This window comes from Pedococcus sp. P2_A3 (genome assembly GCF_056405035.1).
In genome coordinates this window covers 24,009-40,346 of record NZ_JBFUCW010000001.1, presented here as the reverse complement: position 1 = coordinate 40,346, position 16,338 = coordinate 24,009, and the positions used below count along the sequence as shown (strand labels likewise).

The following is a 16,338-nucleotide window of genomic DNA, read 5'->3' as shown; positions in this document are numbered from 1 at the left end:
CGGCAGGGCGGCGGTCAGCCGCCGAAGACCCACAGGACGAGCTTGGTGAAGCCGAAGTCCACGGTCGAGACGAGCGCCATCACGAAGGTCACGAACACGATCACGACGATCGTGTAGTTGACCAGCTCGGACCGCGTCGGCCGCACGACCTTGCGCAGCTCGTCGAGGATCTGGCTGACGAAGAGGGACATCGAGCGGAAGAACCGCGAGATCGGGTTGCCGCCCTTGTCACTCTTGCGGCCGGTGCGACCAGAGCCGCGGGTGTCCGCGCTCACGTCCGTCACGATGCCTCTGCTTTCACTCATCTGTGCCGCGACCGGGTCCGGTCACAGGTCCTGCGCTACGCAGGGCAGGAGGGACTCGAACCCCCAACCGCCGGTTTTGGAGACCGGAGCTCTACCAATTGAGCCACTGCCCTACGGAACTCCCCGCGGGGGCGGAGGGTTCCGGGAGGCCGACCAGACCAGCACGCGGGCATGCCGAAAGCATGGTCAAGTCAACCGAGGAAGAAGCATACGTGAGGCGACCGGCCGAACGCGAACTCGCGGCCGACGTGCTCGACGACCGTGACGTGGCCGAGCTAGACGAGCCCCAGTTCCGACGCCCGGCGCACCACCTCGCGCCGGGTCCCGAGGCCCAGCTTGGTGAGCACGGCGGACACGTGGTGGTCGGCGGTGCGGGGGGGAGATGTAGAGCTTCTGGGCGAGCTCGGCGTTGGTCAGCCCGAGCGCCACCAGCCGGGCCACGTCGAGCTGGCGCGACGTCAGGCCCGACGGGTTCGCGACCGTGGTCGCGCGCCGCCGCGCAGGCACCCGGGACAGCCCGCGCCCGCGCAGCACCCCGCGAGCCCGGTCGGCGGCCGCCCAGGCGCCCATCGTCTCGAGGTCGGCCAGGGCCCCGAACGCCACCTGCTCGTCGGTCGACCCGATACCTGCGAGGGCTGCCTCGTAGGGCGCGCCGAGGGCACGCCACTGCTGCGACGCCTCGGCGTGCCGACCCTCGAGCTCCAGCGCGCTGGGCTCCGCGACCGTGGTCGCCGCCGCGTCGCCCACCGCGTCGCCCACCGCGTCGCCCACCGCCTCGCCCACCGCGTCGCCCGCGTTCACGAGCCGGTGCAGCCAGACGGCCAGGCGTCCGGTGGACCACTGCACCCCGGGCAACCCACCCACGTCGCGCAGCAGGTCGCGGGCGCCGGCCAGCCGGGGTTCGGGGAGGTCGAGCAACCAGGACCGCTCGGCGAAGGCGCCCATGACGGCCAGGTGGGCCAGGGGCTCCCCCATCTGCTGCGCGAGCCGCCAGGCGTGCTCGAGGTGGTCGTCCTCGCCCTCCCCCGCCGGTTCCCCCCGACGCAGGGCCACCAGACCGCTGACCAGGTGCGGCCAGAGGCTCGCGATGGGCGCCCCGCCGTCGAGGACGGTCCGGGCGTCCTCGAGCCCTGCCTCCCACCGGCCGCGCTCGAACTGCAGCCTCGAGCGCACCCCCGTCTGCCACTGCTCGCAGATCGGGATGTCGCGGTCGACGGTGAACGGCAGCGACTGCTCGAGCAGGCTCTCGGCGTCGCGGAACCGTCGCTGTTCCACGTCGATGGCGGCCAGCTGCGACCACCCGGTCGACGCGGTCTCGTCGAACAGCCTGGCCGCCGCGTCGTCGACCAGGGCCAGGAGCCGGTCGCGCGCGGCGAGGTCGTCGCCCATCAGCACGTCGCCCGCGGTGCCGAGGATCTCCGAACGCACGAGGAGCTCGTCGTCGGCCCGCTCCTGCGCCAGCGACCGGGTCATCGCGCGCCCCCGCTCGGTGGCCTCGGCGTCGTTGCGACGGAAGGCCAGCAGCATCTCCAGGGACCGGGCCGCGCCGTAGGCCGGGGCGTCCCGGTGCCCCAGGGCGAGCTCGATGTGTCGCTCGGCGGTCGCCCTGCGGGCCGCGTAGTACTCGATGAGCGCCCGCCTGCTGTGCGCTGCCGCGAGGCCGTGGTCGTCGCGGGCCTCGGCCCACAGGCGGGTGGCCTCGGAGATCGACTCCACCGCCTCGGGGAGCCGGCTCACCATGTACTGCTGGAAGCTGAGCCGCTCGAGCAGGGTGGCGCGGTGGACGGCATCGCCCCCTGGGTGCGCGAGCGCGAGCTCCAGGAACGACACGGCCTCGCGGTGCGAGCCGGCCTGGGCGGCGTCGGCCGCCGCCCGGTCGGCATGGGCGCGGGTCAGCTCGTCGTCCCCTGCGGCGTGTGCGTGGTGGGCCAGCACCGCGGGCTCGGCACCGATGCGCTCGAGGGCCTCGAGCACCCTGGCGTGCAGGCGCGGGGCCACCCCCGGCGGGATGGAGTCCTCGACCGCCCTGCGGGCCAGCTCGTGGCGGTAGCCGACCCCGCGACGCGTGCGGGTCAGGAGACCGGTGGCCTCGAGCCTGCGGAGCTGGGGGATGTCGATGGCCAGCGCCGGCAGCAGCCGGTCGTCGAGGGAGTCGGGCGCCGTGGCGATCAGCTGGAGCACCTCGAGGTCGGCGGACGCGACGGCACTCGTGCTGGCCAGCACGGCATCTCGCACCGAGGCGGGCAGCTCCTCCGACGGGTGTCGGGCGATCTCCGTGACGAAGAAGGGGTTCCCGCCGGTCAGCGCGAGCACCGACGGCGGGTCGATCCCCGTGCCGTCGAGGAGCGCCCGGATCGCGCCGATGGACAGGCCCTGCAACGCCATGGTGCTGCCGGCGTCGAGCCGGGCGAGGTCTCCGAGCAGCGGGCGGAGCGCGTGGTCGGGACCGACCTCGCCGTCGCGGTAGGTGAGGAGGACGACGAGCGGCAGGGCCTCGATGCGCCGCGCGATGAAGCGCAGGACCTCCACCGACGCCTCGTCGACCCACTGGGCGTCCTCGATGACCACGGTGGTCGGCTCGGTTCCGACGGCGTCGAGCAGCCGTTCGGCCAGCGGCACCGGCGATCCGGGGTCGGGACCCAGCGTCACCCCGAGGTCGGCGAGCACGTCGCGGACCGGTCCGAGTGGTCGCGGGGTCTCCAGCGGGTCGCACAGACCGCGGGCGACCCGGGTCCACTGCTGCCCCGTGGTGGCCACCCTGACGAGGGCGGACTTGCCGGCGCCGGCCTCCCCGGCCACGGCGACGACGCACCCCTGGGTGCGGCTGCGCGCCAGGGCCGTGCGGAGTTGCTCCAGCTGCGGCTCCCGCTCCACGAGCTCCACCCGCACAGGGTACGAGCCGCCGACCGCGTCCGGGAAGGTCACGCGGTCGGCGGCTGCGAAGGTCACCGGGGCTCGGCCCTGCGCCGGCGACGCACGTCGAGGACGATCCGGCGGGCACTGCGGGGACCCACCGGTCGGACTGCTCCCCGGCGGCCGCCGGCGACCGTCTCGTTGAGGAAGACGTGCATCTGGGAGTCGATCATGCCGTCGCCTCCGCTCGCTGGCGTTCGAACTCGGCCGCGGTGTGCGGTCCGAACTCGGCCACGACCTCGGCCACGACCTCGCACGGAAACCCACCACGCCGGGCGTGCTCGCGGATGGTCTCGGCGTCGGCGGCCTCGTGGAGGCAGTAGATCTTGTCGCCCGCGACGTAGCTGGTCACCCAGGTGTAGGGCACCCCCAGCGAGTCGACCGCCGCGTTGGACGTCCGGGAGATCTCGGCGAGTTGCTCACTCGTGAGCTCGCTGGCTCCCTTGATCTCCCGCTCGATGAGAAAACGCTTCATTGGATTGATCCTCCTTCTCGTGATGATGTGCGCCGACCGCGTGCCGTCGCCCTCCAAGAGTCCGGTCGAGCGGGGGTCCCGGGCATCGGTACCCACTGCCCATCTGTCCGCGACCCACCTGCCCATTCACCTGCCCACGTGACCGGGCTGCGGACGGGGCTTCGCGGCATACCGAGGCTCTGGGAGCATGGAGCCCGTGACCGAGCAGACCGCCACCACCACCCCCCTCGCCGAGCGCTCCGCCCAGGAGCTCGACGCGTTCGCGCAGGAGCAGCACGAGGCGTATGCCGCGCTGAAGGCGCGCGGCCTGTCCCTCGACCTCACGCGGGGCAAGCCGGCTTCCGCGCAGCTCGACCTGGCCGACGCCCTGCTGTCCCTGCCCCAGGGCGCCACGGACGCTTCGGGCGTCGACACCCGCAACTACGGGGGGCTCGAGGGCATCAAGGAGCTGCGCGAGATGTTCGCCGAGCTGCTGTGGGTCGAGCCCGAGCAGGTGGTGGCCGGTGGCAACTCCAGCCTCGTGATGATGCGCGAGGTCCTCGTCGACCTCTGGCTGCACGGCGGGGTCGACAGCGAGCGCCCGTGGGGCCAGGAGGAGAAGGTCACCTTCATCTGCCCGGTGCCCGGGTACGACCGGCACTTCACCCTGCTCGAGTGGTTCGGCATCGACATGGTGACCGTGCCGATGCACGAGGACGGCCCCGACATGGACGAGGTCGAGCGGCTGGCCGCGAGCGACCCGAGCATCAAGGGCATGTGGCTCGTGCCGACCTACGCCAACCCCACCGGTTCGGTCGTGACGCAGGAGGTCGCCGCCCGGCTGGCCTCGATGCCGACGGCTGCCCCCGACTTCAAGATCTTCTGGGACAACGCCTACGCCTTGCACCACCTCACCGAGGACGAGGTCAAGAGCGCCGACATCCTCACCCTGGCCGCGGCCTCCGGCCACCCGCACCGACCGATCATGTTCGCGTCGACCTCGAAGATCACCCTCGCCGGCGCCGGGGTCGCGTTCCTCGCCGGGTCGGTGGAGACGGTGAAGTGGTACACCACCCACCTCGGCAAGGRCTCCATCGGTCCCGACAAGGTCAACCAGCTCCGGCACGCCCAGTTCTTCGGCTCCCCGCAGGGCGTGCGCGACCACATGGTCAAGCACCGCGAGATCATCGCCCCCAAGTTCGCCGAGGTCGAGCGGGTGCTCAGCGAGCGGCTCGGCGGGCTCGGGGTCGCCACCTGGACCAAGCCGACGGGTGGCTACTTCGTCAGCCTCGACGTCCTCGACGGCACCGCGTCGCGCGTGGTCCAGCTGGCCAAGGAGGCCGGCATCGCCCTCACGCCCGCGGGCGCCTCCTTCCCGTACGGCGACGACCCGCGCGACCGCAACATCCGGCTCGCCCCCACCTTCCCGCCGCTCGACCAGGTCAGCGCGGCGATGGAGGCCGTGGCGACGTGCGTCCTGCTCGCAGCGGCCGAGAAGCTGCGGGCCCGCTGACCCTTCCTGCCGGCCCGGCTCGCCAGGTATGGCGCGTGGCGCCCTTGCGGTGGCACCCCCGGTCCCGCAGGGTGGAGCCATGAGCGACCAACCCGGCACGGAGAGCTTCGAGGACGACCTCGGCAGCATCAGCATCGACGACGCGACCGACTCGGGAAACGGGCAGGACGAGCTGCTCGACGCGAGCGAGGGCGACAACGAGCCCTGGTCGCCACCGGACAGCCAGCCGCGCAACACCGAGTGGGGCACCACCGCCTGGGAGCAGAGCCAGGAGGAGACGATCGAGCAGCGCATCCGGCAGGAGGTGCCCGACCCCGACTCCGCCTACGGGGCGCCTGACGACGAGGGCGGGCTGGACTCCGGGGACGTCGACGCCGATCCCGTGGGTGCCCGCTCCGACGACGACGGCCCCGACCCCTCCACCGAGTTCCTCGACGACGGGGAGGTCGGTGGCGGCCAGGCCGGTGCGGGCGGACCGGAGTCGGCGGCGATGCACGTCGTCGAGGACTGACGACAAAGGACAGGGGGCACGGATCCGACGGCGCGGTCTACGGCGGGCATCCGCTGACCGGCGGGCCCGGGACGGTGCGGCACGGATCGGGTGCAAGACTGCCTCGCATGCCGCGCCCGGTGACCGACCTGCCCAAGGCGCACCTGCACCTGCACTTCACCGGATCCATGCGGGTCGAGACCGTGCGGGAGCTCGCGGACAAGCACCACCTCCACCTCCCCGATGCCCTGACGACCGGGTACCCACCACAGCTCAGTGCGCGCGACGAGCGCGGGTGGTTCCGGTTCCAGCGCTTGTATGACGCGGCGCGAGCCTGCGTCCGCGACGAGGCGGACCTGCGGCGCATCGTCCGTGAAGCAGCCCTCGACGACGCGAGCGAGGGTTCTCGGTGGCTCGAGATCCAGGTCGACCCGACCTCGTACGCGCCCTTCGTCGGGGGCATCACGCCTGCGCTCGAGATCGTGCTGGACGAGGCTGCCGCGGCGTCCCGAGAGGGGTCGACGCAGGTCGCGGTGGTCGTGGCTGCGAGCCGCATCCGCCACCCGCTCGATGCCCGCACCCTGGCTCGGCTGGCCGCCCAGCACGCCGGCGAGGGCGCGGGGACGGTCGTGGGCTTCGGTCTCAGCAACGACGAACGACGCGGCCAGACGGCCGACTTCGCCCCGGCCTTCGCGATCGCGAGGCGCGCCGGCCTGGCGCTGGTGCCGCACGCCGGGGAGCTGCTCGGCCCGACGGCGGTGGAGTCGACCCTGGAGGCGATCCGTCCCGACCGCATCGGTCACGGGGTGCGCAGCGTCGAGGACCCGCGGGTGCTCGACCTCGTGGCCGAGTCGGGAGTCGCGCTCGAGGTGTGCCCGCGGAGCAACGTCGCGCTCGGGGTCTACGGCAACAACGCGGAGGTGCCGCTGCGCACGATCGTCGAGCACGGCATACCCGTGGCGTTGGGCGCTGACGACCCGCTGCTGTTCGGGTCGCGGCTGGCCGACCAGTACGACCTGGCCCGCGACGCGCTCGGGTTCACCGACGAGGAGCTGGCCATCCTCGCCCGCGGTTCGGTCCGGGCGTCCCGGGCGCCGATCGAGCTGCAGAAGGCGGCCCTGGCCGACATCGACGGCTGGCTGGCGACCTCACCCCTCTGACGCGAGTCTTTGAGCGATCCGACGGGTCCTGGTCCGTCGGATCCCTCAAAGACTCGGGGCCGCTGGAGGACCAGGGGCCGCTGGAGCTCGGGCCGCACCCCGAGCTTCAGAGCTGGTGTCCCACGAACACCGGTTCGTTGACCAGGGTGACGCCGAACGCGTCGTGGACCCCTGCCTGCAGGTGACGGGCCAGCTCGGCGACCTGGGCCGCCGTGGCACCACCGCGGTTGGTGATCGCCAGGGTGTGCTTGGTCGAGAGGGCCGCGCCGCTGCCCGGGAGCGCGAAACCCTTCGCGAACCCGGCCTTGTCGATCAGCCAGGCCGCACTCGTCTTCACGTTGCCGTCGGGATCGGAGAAGCGGGGCGGGGTGGGTCCGTCGGGGCCGAACCGGGCGGCCGCGCGAGCCTCCAGGGCCGCGAACCGGTGCGCCGACAGGATCGGGTTGGTGAAGAACGACCCGCACGACCAGGTGTCGTGGTCGGCCTCGTCGAGCACCATGCCGCGGTTGCGTCGCTGCTGCAGCACCGCCTCGCGGGCGTCGGCCAACGGCACCCGCTGACCCACCTCGACCCCGAGCTGGCGGGCGAGGTCGGCGTAGCCGATGGGCTGGCTGAGCTCGCTGGGGATGAGCTGGAAGAGCACGTCGAGCACCACGTGGCGCGAGGACGCCTTGAAGACCGAGTGCCGGTACGTGAAGGCGCAGTCGAGCGAGCTGATGGTGCGCACCTGCTGCTGGGCGCGGTCCCAGACGCGGACCGACGCGATGGTCTGGGCCACCTCCTGGCCGTAGGCGCCGACGTTCTGCACCGGGGTCGCGCCGGTCGAGCCCGGTATGCCGGACAGCGCCTCTACCCCGGACCAGCCCTCCGCCACGGCCCTGGCCACCAGCTCGTCCCACACGACCCCTGCGGCCACGCGGACCATCACGCCGCCGCACAGGTCGGCCGACTCGACCGTGACCCCATCGGTGGCCATCCGCACCACGCTGCCGGGGAACCCCGCATCCGCGATGACGAGGTTGGAGCCGCCCCCGACGACGAGGAGCGGCTCGTCGGCGTCATCGACCTCGCGCACGGCATCGACGACGTCGTCGATGGTCTCGGCGGTGACCAGCCGGGCGGCCGGCCCGCCGACGCGCATGGTCGTCAGCGACGCCAGGGGGACGTCGTGCTCGTCGTGCATCCCGGTCAGTCGAGCTGCACGACGGCGATGCAGCGCCCGAGCACCTTGGCACCCTCGCTCGTGGCGGTCAGCTCGACCGTGGCCCGGCGGGTGTCCTCGTCGACGGCCTTGACCACACCGGTGACCTCGACCTCGCCACCTCCCTGCGGCACCACGACGGGCTTGGTGAAGCGGGTGCCGAACTCGACCACGCGGCCGCCGTCACCGGCCCACTCCTCGACGACGGAGCCCGCGGCGCCCATCGTCCACATGCCGTGGGCGATGACGTCGGGCAGGCCCACCGACGTCGCGAAGTCCTCGTCCTGGTGGATCGGGTTCTGGTCGCCGGAGGCGTTCGCGTAGGCCACCAGGGTCTGGCGGGTCACGGCGAGCGTGACCGGTCCGATGGTGTCGCCTGCGGTGGTCTCGGCCAGGGTGCGTGCGGCCACGGTCACTCCCCTCCTCGGATGACGATGGTCGAGGTGGACGTGCACAGCGCCTCGCCGTCCTCGGTGGTGAGCTCGGTGCGGGTGGTGACCATCGCGTGCCCGCCCGCCTCCCGCACGGTGTCGACCGTGAGGGTGCCCAGCACCGAGTCGCCCGCCGTGATCGGGCGGTGGTGGACGAACCGCTGCTCGCCGTGGACGACGCGGCTGTAGTCGATGCCGGCCTCGGGGTCCTGGACGAACACGGCGTCGCACTGCTGGGCGATCGTCACCGCGAACGTCGGCGGCGCGATCACGTCGCGGTAGCCGGCCGCCTGCGCGGCCTCGCTCGAGGTGTGCACGGGATCCTGCGAACCCACCGCCGAGGCGAACGCCGCGAGCATCGCCGCGTCGACGGCATACGGGCCACTGGGCGGGTAGCTGCGCCCTGCGAAGTCTGCGTTGACGGCCATGGGGACCACCCTATGGGGCACGGGTCCGGGCAGGACACAGCGCTGGGTGACGGAGCCGCGGCATGACAAAGCCGCCCTGGACCGAGGTCCGGGGCGGCTGTCGGAACGCGTCAGGTCAGCGGGTCTCGCGGTGGACCGTGTGCTTGCCGTCGCGGGGGCAGAACTTCTTCATCTCCAGGCGGTCGGGGTTGTTCCGACGGTTCTTCTTGGTGATGTAGTTGCGCTCCTTGCAATCCACGCACGCCAAGGTGATCTTGGGGCGGACGTCTGCGCTCTTGCTAGCCACGGGGCAACCTGCTCTCGGAACTGACTGGTGGTCTGATGTGGTGCTTCGACACTGGTGGGCTGCCCGCGCGGGACGGGCAACGACGCATCAGAATACGCGAGTTCAGGGTGAATCCTGAAATCGCGGCTGTAGCGGGAGCGGGGCTCGATCCCGCGACCTCACGATTATGAGTCGTGCGCTCTAACCAGCTGAGCTACCCCGCCATGGGGTGTGCGCCTTGCGACGCCCTTCCCAGAGCCCCCTGTCGGAATCGAACCGACGACCTTTTCCTTACCATGGAAACGCTCTGCCGACTGAGCTAAGGGGGCGGGCACGAACCTCGCGGGCCGGACCCGCGCGGAAGTGCGACGGTGAGACTACACGGTCGGATGCCTCCACCGAAAATCGAGGGTATGCCGCACGGCTGGGTCCGCGCGACGGCTTTCCGGGCCACCCTCGGGACGCCCCACCGCGAGCTCCTAGCGGAAGGCCTGTTGACCGGTCATCGCCTGCCCGATGACGAGGGTGTGCATCTCGACGGTGCCCTCGTAGGTGAGCACCGACTCGAGGTTGTTCATGTGCCGGATGATCGGGTACTCGAGGCTGATTCCGTTGGCGCCCAAGATGGTTCGTGACGTGCGACAGATGTCGATCGCCTCGCGGATGTTGTTGAGCTTGCCGAGGCTCACCTGCTCCGGCCGCAGCGTGCCGGCGTCCTTGCGGCGGCCGAGGTGCAGCGCCAGGAGCTGGCCCTTGACCAGCTCCAGCGCCATGTCGGCGAGCTTCTGCTGAGTCAGCTGGAACCCCGCGAGGGGACGCCCGAACTGCTCGCGCTCGATGGAGTAGCGGCGGGCGGTGTCGAGGCTGGACCGGGCCGCCCCCAGCGAGCCCCAGACGATGCCGTAGCGGGCCTCCGAGAGGCACGACAGGGGCCCCTTGAGACCGCGGACCTCGGGGAACACCGCGTCGCCCGGGAGCCGCACACCGTCGAGCACGAGCTCGCTGGTCACCGAGGCCCGCAGCGACAGCTTGTGCTTGATCTCCGGGGCCGAGAAGCCCGGGCTGTCGGTGGGCACCACGAAGCCGCGGATCCCCCCGTGCTCCTCCCCCGCGTTGGCCCAGACCACCGCGACGTCGGCGATCGAGCCGTTGGTGATCCACATCTTCGAGCCGTCGAGCACCCAGTCGTCGCCGTGCCGCCGCGCCCGGGTGCGCATCGACGCCGGATCGGACCCGTGGTCGGGCTCGGTGAGGCCGAAACAGCCGATCGCCTCGCCGGTCGCCATGGCGGGGAGCCAGCGCTCCTTCTGCTCGGGGGTGCCCCAATGGTGGATCGCGAACATCGCCAGGGACCCCTGCACCGACACGAGGCTCCGGATGCCCGAGTCGGTGGCCTCGAGCTCGAGGCACGCCAGCCCGTAGTCGACGGCACTCATCCCGGCACAGCCGTAGCCCTCCAGGTGCATCCCGAGCAGGCCGAGGGCGCCGAGCTCCCGGGTCAGGCCACGGACGTCGTCGATCTCGCCGCGCTCGAACCAGTCGGCGACGAACGGCTCCACCCGCTTGTCCAGGAAGGCACGGACGGTGCCACGGATCGCCTTCTCCTCGTCGGAGAGCAGGTCGTCAATGCCTGCGAGGTCCATCGGGTCGAGCGGCGACGACGGTGTCATGCCCGCAGTCTTGCAGGCGACCTCGGGGCGACGCGCCTCAGTGGCGGTCGTCGATCAGCTCGGAGATGCGGGCGATCGCGTAGGCGTAGCCGCTGGGGCCGCAGCCGAGGATCACGCCGTCGGACACGGCCGACAGGTAGGAGTGGTGCCGGAACTCCTCGCGCTGGTGCACGTTGCTGAGGTGCACCTCGAAGACGGGGATGCTCACCGCAGCGAGCGCGTCGCGCAGCGCGATGGAGGTGTGCGTGTAGGCGCCGGCGTTGATGACGATCCCGACGGCGGTCTTGCGCACCTCGTGGATGGCGTCGATGAGGGCGCCCTCGTGGTTGCTCTGGCGGAAGTCGATCTCCAGCCCGGCCAGACCGGCCGCCTTGCGGCACAGGGCCTCGATCTCGGCGAGGGTGTCGGACCCGTACACCTCCGGCTCGCGCTCGCCGAGCAGGTTGAGGTTCGGTCCGTTGAGGACGACGACGGTCTGCGGGCTCATCGTGGCGTGCTCCTGTGCTGGCGGGGAGCCGCGCTGGCGCGGCGCTGGGCGGTGCGGTCACCCTTCCACGCAACCGACCACTTTCAGGGTAGGTCACCGCAGGTCAACATGACCGGATGACCTCGATCTCATCCGTTTGGGCAGGTCAGCGCCCATTCGCCGTGGGGTGGACGGGGGTGCGGAGCGTGCTGGCGCGCCGCTGCCCGCACCGTCCGAGGGGCGGCGCGGGCAGCGAGCGGCGTATGCCGGGTGCGTGCTACCCGCTCATCGCCCGCCAGATGACGATCACCGCGACGACGACCACGACCCCCACGGCGATCTGCTTGCCGTACGACCGCAGGAGGATCGGCAGCACCGTGGAACCGAGGTCGAGTGCGTCGTCCCGGTCCTTCGGCGGGGGCGACTGCGGCCGCGGGGCCACCGGAACCAGCGTCACCGGGTCGCGCACCTCGTCGGCCGCCGGGGCCGGGACCTCGGCCGCCGCGGTCGGGACCTCGGCCGCCGCGGTCGGGACCTCGGCCGCCGCGGTCGGGACCTCAGGCGCCGGGGCTGGGGCCTCGGCGGCTGGGGTCGCGACTGACGCGGGCACGTCCCCGCCGCTCACGGGGGCGTCCGCAGCGGCACCCACGGGGTTGGCCTCGCCGATCTTGCCCTCGATGCAGGCGATGAACTGGCCGAGCAGCTTGTCGGAGACGTCCTGCATCACCCCGCGCCCGAACTGCGCGGGCTTGCCCGTCACGGCCAGGTCGGTCTGCACGTCGGCCCGCGTGGAGCCGCTGCCCGCATCGGTGAGCTGGATCGTGACCGTGGCACCGGCGGTGCCGTTGCCCCGCTTGTCCTTGCCCTTGGCCTCGATCACGGCCCGGTGGGTGCCGTCGTCGCGCTCGAGGAAGGCACCCGTGCCGGCGTAGACCAGCGCGATGGGGCCGAGCTTGACCTTCACCGTGCCCGCGAACCCCTCGTCGGTCACCTCGGTGACGGTGGCCCCGGGAAAGCAGGCACCGACCAGGGGCAGGTCCATGAAGGTCGCCCAGGCCTGGTCGACCGTGGCGGGCACGGTGAAGGTGTGGCTCAGCTCCACGGGCTCACGCTCCTGCGGCGGCCAGCACGGCGCGCCGGGCCAGGACCGTGGCGAGGTGCCTGCGGTAGTCGCTGTCACCGTTGAGGTCGGACGGCGGGTTGGTGCCGTCCGCCGCAGCAGCGCACGCTGCACGCACCGCCTCGTCCGTGGCCGCCTTGCCGACCAGAGCCTGCTCCACGGCGCTGGCCCGCAGCGGCGTCGAACCCATGTTGGTCAGCCCCACCTTGGCCTCGGCGATGCTGCCCCCGTCCACCCGGACGGTCGCCGCGACCGCGACGATCGACCACTGGTGGGAGACCCGCACGAACTTCTCGTAGCGGTGGCCCCAGCCGGTGTGCTTCGGGACGCGGATGGCGGTGAGCAGCTCGCCCTCCCCCACGGCCGTCTCGAACAGGTCCAGGAAGAAGTCGGCGGCCGCGACCGTGCGTTCCCCGCCGCTCCCGCTGATGACGAACTCGGTGTCGAGCGCGAGCGCCGGAGCACCCACGTCGCCGGCGGGATCGGCGTGCACGAGCGCGCCGCCGACGGTCCCGCGGTGCCTGATCTGCGGGTCGGCCACCTCGGCGATCGCATCGGTGAGCAGCCCCGCGTGCTGGCGCACGAGGTCGCTCGCCAGCACATCGGCATACGTGGTCATCGCGCCGATGACGACGTGGTCGCCGTCCTCGGACACGCCCTTGAGCTCCTCGATCCGGCCGAGGTCGATGACCACCTCGGGGGCGTTGAGCCGCATCCGGAGGATGGGCAGCAGGCTCTGGCCGCCGGCCAGCACCTTGGCATCGTCTCCGGCCTCGGCCAGCGCCGCGAGGGCGTCGGCGACCGAGGTGGGGGCGACGTAGTCGAACGATGCGGGGATCACTGGCCTGCTCCGTTCGTCGAGGCGCCGGTATCGGGGGCGTCCTGGTTGGGGGCGCCGGCGTCGAAGTGCGGCTGGGCGTCACCGGTCGTGGCGTCGGACTGGTTCGAGCCGGCGGACTGGATGGCCTTCCACACCCGCTCGGGGGTGCACGGCATCTGGATGTCGTTGATCCCCAGCGGTCGCAGGGCATCCACGACCGCGTTGACGACCGCCGGCGTGGAGGCGATCGCGCCGGCCTCGCCGACCCCCTTGGTCCCCAAGGTGTTGCTCGTCGACAGGGAGGTGGTGTTCTCGGTGACGAGGCTGATCGTGTCGGCCGCGGTGGGCAGCGTGTAGTCGACGAACGAGCCGGACACCAGGGTGCCTTGGTCGTCGAAGACCGCCTCCTCCCACAGGGCCTGCGCGATGCCCTGGACGACGCCTCCGTGCACCTGTCCCTCGACGATGAGCGGGTTGATGATCTGGCCCACGTCGTCCACGCACACGTACTTGCGCATCGTCACCTGGCCGGTCTCGGTGTCCACCTCCATGGCACACAGGTGCGTGCCGTGGGGGAAGGAGAAGTTGTCCGGGTCGAAGGTCGCGTCGGCGTCGATGCCTGGCTCGAAGCCCTCCGGCAGGTTGTGCGAGGTGAACTGCGCCGTGGCGATCTCGGTGATGCCGATCCCGTTGTCGGTGCCCCGCACGGTGAACCGGCCCTGCGAGAACTCCACGTCGTCGATGCTGGCCTCGAGCAGGTGCGCAGCGACGACCTTGGCCTTCTCGACCACCTTGTCGGCGGCTCGCACCACGGCCTCCCCACCCACGACCAGTGAGCGGGAGCCGTAGGTGTCGAGGCCGCGCGGCGAGATCTGCGTGTCGCCGTGGAGCACCTCGATGTCCTCGAACGGGACCCCCAGGCGGTCGGCGGCGATCTGGCTCCAGGCCGTCTCGTGCCCTTGTCCGTGGGGTGAGGTGCCCGTGATCACCTCGACCTTGCCGGTGGGCAGCATGCGGATCGAGGCGTGCTCCCACCCGCCGGCGCCGTAGTTGAGGCTGCCCAGGACGCGCGACGGCGCCAGGCCGCACATCTCGGTGAACGTGGAGACCCCGATCCCCAGCTGGACCGGGTCCTTGCTGGCGCGGCGCTCCTGCTGCTCCCGGCGCAGCCCGTCGTAGTCGAACAGCTCCCTGGCGCGCGCGGTGGCGGCCTCGTAGTTGCCCGAGTCGTACGTCATCCCCGCGACCGAGGCGAACGGGAACTCCTCGTGCTTGATCCAGTTCTTCTCGCGGATCTCCAGGGGGTCGACCCCGACCTCGACGGCGAGCTCGTCCATCAGCCGCTCGATGGCGTACGTCGCCTCGGGCCGGCCGGCGCCACGGTAGGCGTCCACCCAGGTGGTGTTCGTCAGGACCGTCTGGACGGTGAACCGGTACGCGCGGAACTTGTAGATGGCGTTGAACATCCATGCCCCGAGGACGGGCACGCCTCCGCCGACCAGGCCCACGTAGGCGCCGAGGTTCGCGATGAGGTCGACCTTGAGGGCAGTGACGGTGCCGTCCTTGGTCGCGGCCAGGGTCAGCGTCTGGTACTGGTCCCGGCCGTGGTGCCCGGAGACGAGCGACTCCGAGCGCGTCTCGGTGTACTTCACCGGCTTGCCGATGTGACGAGCGGCGGCCAAGGTCGCGAACTCCTCGGCGGTGGTCTGCAGCTTGCCGCCGAAGCCACCCCCCACGTCGGGGGCGATGACCCTGACCTTCGACTCGGGCAGGCCGGTCGTGGCGGCGATGAGGAACCGCAGGATGTGGGGGACCTGCGTGGACGTCCACACCGTGATCTGCTCGCCCGTGGGGTCCACGACGGTCGAGCGCGGCTCCATGAACGCCGGGATGAGGCGTTGCTGGCGGTACTCGCGCTCGATGACGATGCCGTCGGCACGGGCCTTGGCGATCTCCTCGTCGACATCACCACCACTGCCCTGCTCCCCGGAGTCGAGCCGCCACAGGGCCGACTTGTTGGTGCCCAGGTCGGGGTGGGCGAGGACGGCGTCCTCGACCGCCTCCTTGGCGTCGAGCACCGCAGGCAGCTCGTCGTAGTCGACCTCCACGAGCTCGGCGGCGTCCCGCGCCTGCGCAGCCGTGCGAGCCACCACCAGGGCGACGATCTCCCCGGCGCAGGCGACGTGGTCGACCGCAACGGGCAGGTGGGCGGGTGCCTTCTGGTCCGTGGTGATCGGCCAGGCGTTGGCGACTGCCCCCTGGGTGTCCTTGATGTCGGCACCGGTCAGGACGGCCACCACCCCGGGCGCCTGCTTCGCCGCGGCGGTGTCGATGCCCGTGATCCGGGCGTGCGCGAACGGACTGCGGACCATGGCCAGGTGCTGCATCCCCGTGAGCTGCAGGTTGTCGGTCCACTTGGTGCGGCCGGTGATGAGGCGCTGGTCCTCCTTGCGCTTGCGTGCCGCGCCGACCTCGGTCTTCGGGCGGTCCTCGACGGCGGTCATACCGGCTCACCACCCAGGGTCGAGCCGCTGGTCGTGCCAGTCGACGCGCCCGTGGTCGCCCCGGCTCCGGCCGCCTGCTGCACTGCCTTGACGATGTTGTGGTAGCCGGTGCAGCGACAGAGGTTGCCCTCCAGCCCGACCCGGATCTGCTCCTCGGACGGGTCGGGCGTGTCGTTGAGGACGTCGATGGCCTGCATGATCATCCCCGGCGTGCAGTAGCCGCACTGGAGGGCGTGGCAGTCGTGGAAGGCCTGCTGCATCGGGTGCAGCTCGCCGCCCTGGGAGATGCCTTCGATCGTGGTCACGTCGTGCCCGTCGGCCTGGACCGCCAGGACGTTGCAGGACTTCACGCTGCGACCGTCGAGGTGCACCGTGCACGCGCCACAGTTGCTCGTGTCGCACCCGACGACGGTGCCTGTCTTGCCCAGCTGCTCCCTCAGGTAGTGGACGAGGAGCATTCGCGGCTCCACCTCGTCGGTGTAGTCGACGCCGTCGACCGTGACGCTGATGCGGGTCATTCGATCACCTCTCTGTGACACGAAGCTTGCTGGACTACAGGACTGGCTGGACGGGCTGAGCTGCCGGGGCTCCTTCGGAT

At 71.5% G+C, this 16,338-nt stretch carries 17 protein-coding genes and 3 tRNA genes; 3 read left to right on the top strand and 17 right to left on the bottom strand.

The genetic code is table 11. The features are described from left to right. Positions 1 to 14: 14 nt before the first annotated feature. The 5 genes from secE to AC1DX8_RS00180 all read right to left on the bottom strand — a co-directional run bounded on the left by secE (position 15) and on the right by AC1DX8_RS00180 (position 3,693). The gene (gene secE / locus AC1DX8_RS00200; RefSeq protein WP_477627898.1) at positions 15 to 284 is read right to left on the bottom strand and encodes a preprotein translocase subunit SecE; all 270 of its coding nucleotides are present in this window, start codon (positions 282 to 284) and stop codon (positions 15 to 17) included. Between the two features lie 61 nt (positions 285 to 345). Beyond that, positions 346 to 418: transfer RNA gene (locus AC1DX8_RS00195), tRNA-Trp, on the bottom strand. 73 nt (positions 419 to 491) lie between these two features. Further along, positions 492 to 3,254: an ATP-binding protein gene (locus tag AC1DX8_RS00190; RefSeq protein WP_477627897.1), complete on the bottom strand. Its 2,763-nt coding sequence runs from the start codon at positions 3,252 to 3,254 to the stop codon at positions 492 to 494. Further along, a complete protein-coding gene (locus tag AC1DX8_RS00185; protein ID WP_477627896.1) occupies positions 3,251 to 3,391 on the bottom strand; it encodes a hypothetical protein in 141 nt (46 codons plus the stop codon). Before AC1DX8_RS00185 ends, AC1DX8_RS00190 begins: the two co-directional genes overlap by 4 nt. Then, a complete protein-coding gene (locus tag AC1DX8_RS00180) occupies positions 3,388 to 3,693 on the bottom strand; it encodes a DUF4242 domain-containing protein (RefSeq protein ID WP_477627895.1) in 306 nt (101 codons plus the stop codon). Before AC1DX8_RS00180 ends, AC1DX8_RS00185 begins: the two co-directional genes overlap by 4 nt. A 187-nt stretch (positions 3,694 to 3,880) precedes the next feature. Between AC1DX8_RS00180 and AC1DX8_RS00175 the strand changes: the two genes are divergently transcribed. From AC1DX8_RS00175 to AC1DX8_RS00165, 3 genes are all read left to right on the top strand, one after another. Beyond that, positions 3,881 to 5,185 carry an aspartate aminotransferase type Ic gene (locus tag AC1DX8_RS00175; protein ID WP_477627894.1) on the top strand — a complete coding sequence of 435 codons (1,305 nt, stop codon included), beginning with the start codon at positions 3,881 to 3,883 and terminating at the stop codon, positions 5,183 to 5,185. A 79-nt stretch (positions 5,186 to 5,264) separates the two neighbouring features. Then, the gene (locus tag AC1DX8_RS00170) at positions 5,265 to 5,696 is read left to right on the top strand and encodes an adenosine deaminase (protein ID WP_477627893.1); all 432 of its coding nucleotides are present in this window, start codon (positions 5,265 to 5,267) and stop codon (positions 5,694 to 5,696) included. 107 nt (positions 5,697 to 5,803) lie between these two features. Beyond that, positions 5,804 to 6,835 carry an adenosine deaminase gene (locus AC1DX8_RS00165; RefSeq protein WP_477627892.1) on the top strand — a complete coding sequence of 344 codons (1,032 nt, stop codon included), beginning with the start codon at positions 5,804 to 5,806 and terminating at the stop codon, positions 6,833 to 6,835. Positions 6,836 to 6,941: 106 nt separating this feature from the next. Here the strand turns inward: AC1DX8_RS00165 and AC1DX8_RS00160 are convergent, their stop codons facing one another. From AC1DX8_RS00160 to AC1DX8_RS00105, 12 genes are all read right to left on the bottom strand, one after another. Then, complete coding sequence (locus AC1DX8_RS00160; RefSeq protein ID WP_477627891.1) at positions 6,942 to 8,018, bottom strand: UDP-N-acetylmuramate dehydrogenase; 1,077 nt, start codon at positions 8,016 to 8,018, stop codon at positions 6,942 to 6,944. Between the two features lie 5 nt (positions 8,019 to 8,023). Then, complete coding sequence (locus tag AC1DX8_RS00155; protein WP_477627890.1) at positions 8,024 to 8,452, bottom strand: MaoC family dehydratase; 429 nt, start codon at positions 8,450 to 8,452, stop codon at positions 8,024 to 8,026. After that, positions 8,449 to 8,895, bottom strand: coding sequence for an FAS1-like dehydratase domain-containing protein (locus AC1DX8_RS00150; protein ID WP_477627889.1), 447 nt, complete (start codon positions 8,893 to 8,895; stop codon positions 8,449 to 8,451). The genes AC1DX8_RS00155 and AC1DX8_RS00150 overlap by 4 nt, the downstream gene beginning before the upstream one ends. Before the next feature lie 115 nt (positions 8,896 to 9,010). Continuing rightward, positions 9,011 to 9,181, bottom strand: coding sequence for a 50S ribosomal protein L33 (gene rpmG, locus AC1DX8_RS00145; protein ID WP_056882210.1), 171 nt, complete (start codon positions 9,179 to 9,181; stop codon positions 9,011 to 9,013). Between the two features lie 129 nt (positions 9,182 to 9,310). Beyond that, positions 9,311 to 9,384 (bottom strand) — tRNA-Met (locus AC1DX8_RS00140). 32 nt (positions 9,385 to 9,416) lie between these two features. Further along, positions 9,417 to 9,489 (bottom strand) — tRNA-Thr (locus AC1DX8_RS00135). 150 nt (positions 9,490 to 9,639) lie between these two features. After that, positions 9,640 to 10,830, bottom strand: a complete 1,191-nt coding sequence (locus AC1DX8_RS00130; protein ID WP_477627888.1) for an acyl-CoA dehydrogenase family protein — start codon at positions 10,828 to 10,830, stop codon at positions 9,640 to 9,642. A 37-nt stretch (positions 10,831 to 10,867) separates the two neighbouring features. Beyond that, a complete protein-coding gene (gene aroQ, locus AC1DX8_RS00125) occupies positions 10,868 to 11,317 on the bottom strand; it encodes a type II 3-dehydroquinate dehydratase (protein WP_477627887.1) in 450 nt (149 codons plus the stop codon). A gap of 256 nt (positions 11,318 to 11,573) precedes the next feature. Then, on the bottom strand, positions 11,574 to 12,398 hold the full coding sequence (locus tag AC1DX8_RS00120; protein ID WP_477627886.1) for an SRPBCC family protein: 825 nt from the start codon (positions 12,396 to 12,398) through the stop codon (positions 11,574 to 11,576). Between the two features lie 4 nt (positions 12,399 to 12,402). Further along, entirely contained in the window at positions 12,403 to 13,257 is an 855-nt protein-coding gene (locus tag AC1DX8_RS00115; RefSeq protein ID WP_477627885.1) for an FAD binding domain-containing protein, read from the bottom strand. Then, positions 13,254 to 15,740 (bottom strand): xanthine dehydrogenase family protein molybdopterin-binding subunit, encoded by a 2,487-nt coding sequence (locus AC1DX8_RS00110; protein ID WP_477627884.1) that lies wholly within the window; start codon positions 15,738 to 15,740, stop codon positions 13,254 to 13,256. The genes AC1DX8_RS00115 and AC1DX8_RS00110 overlap by 4 nt, the downstream gene beginning before the upstream one ends. Beyond that, positions 15,737 to 16,258 (bottom strand): (2Fe-2S)-binding protein, encoded by a 522-nt coding sequence (locus AC1DX8_RS00105; protein ID WP_477627883.1) that lies wholly within the window; start codon positions 16,256 to 16,258, stop codon positions 15,737 to 15,739. The genes AC1DX8_RS00110 and AC1DX8_RS00105 overlap by 4 nt, the downstream gene beginning before the upstream one ends. Between the last annotated feature and the right edge of the window lie 80 nt (positions 16,259 to 16,338).

Excerpts from the sequence above, each read along its gene's own strand:
- AC1DX8_RS00185 (WP_477627896.1), bottom strand. The coding sequence starts at position 3,391 with ATGATCGACTCCCAGATGCACGTCTTCCTCAACGAGACGGTCGCCGGC.
- AC1DX8_RS00180 (WP_477627895.1), bottom strand. The coding sequence starts at position 3,693 with ATGAAGCGTTTTCTCATCGAGCGGGAGATCAAGGGAGCCAGCGAGCTC.
- AC1DX8_RS00170 (WP_477627893.1), top strand. The coding sequence starts at position 5,265 with ATGAGCGACCAACCCGGCACGGAGAGCTTCGAGGACGACCTCGGCAGC.
- AC1DX8_RS00165 (WP_477627892.1), top strand. The coding sequence starts at position 5,804 with ATGCCGCGCCCGGTGACCGACCTGCCCAAGGCGCACCTGCACCTGCAC.
- AC1DX8_RS00160 (WP_477627891.1), bottom strand. The coding sequence starts at position 8,018 with ATGCACGACGAGCACGACGTCCCCCTGGCGTCGCTGACGACCATGCGC.
- AC1DX8_RS00150 (WP_477627889.1), bottom strand. The coding sequence starts at position 8,895 with ATGGCCGTCAACGCAGACTTCGCAGGGCGCAGCTACCCGCCCAGTGGC.
- AC1DX8_RS00130 (WP_477627888.1), bottom strand. The coding sequence starts at position 10,830 with ATGACACCGTCGTCGCCGCTCGACCCGATGGACCTCGCAGGCATTGAC.
- aroQ (WP_477627887.1), bottom strand. The coding sequence starts at position 11,317 with ATGAGCCCGCAGACCGTCGTCGTCCTCAACGGACCGAACCTCAACCTG.
- AC1DX8_RS00110 (WP_477627884.1), bottom strand. The coding sequence starts at position 15,740 with ATGACCGCCGTCGAGGACCGCCCGAAGACCGAGGTCGGCGCGGCACGC.
- AC1DX8_RS00105 (WP_477627883.1), bottom strand. The coding sequence starts at position 16,258 with ATGACCCGCATCAGCGTCACGGTCGACGGCGTCGACTACACCGACGAG.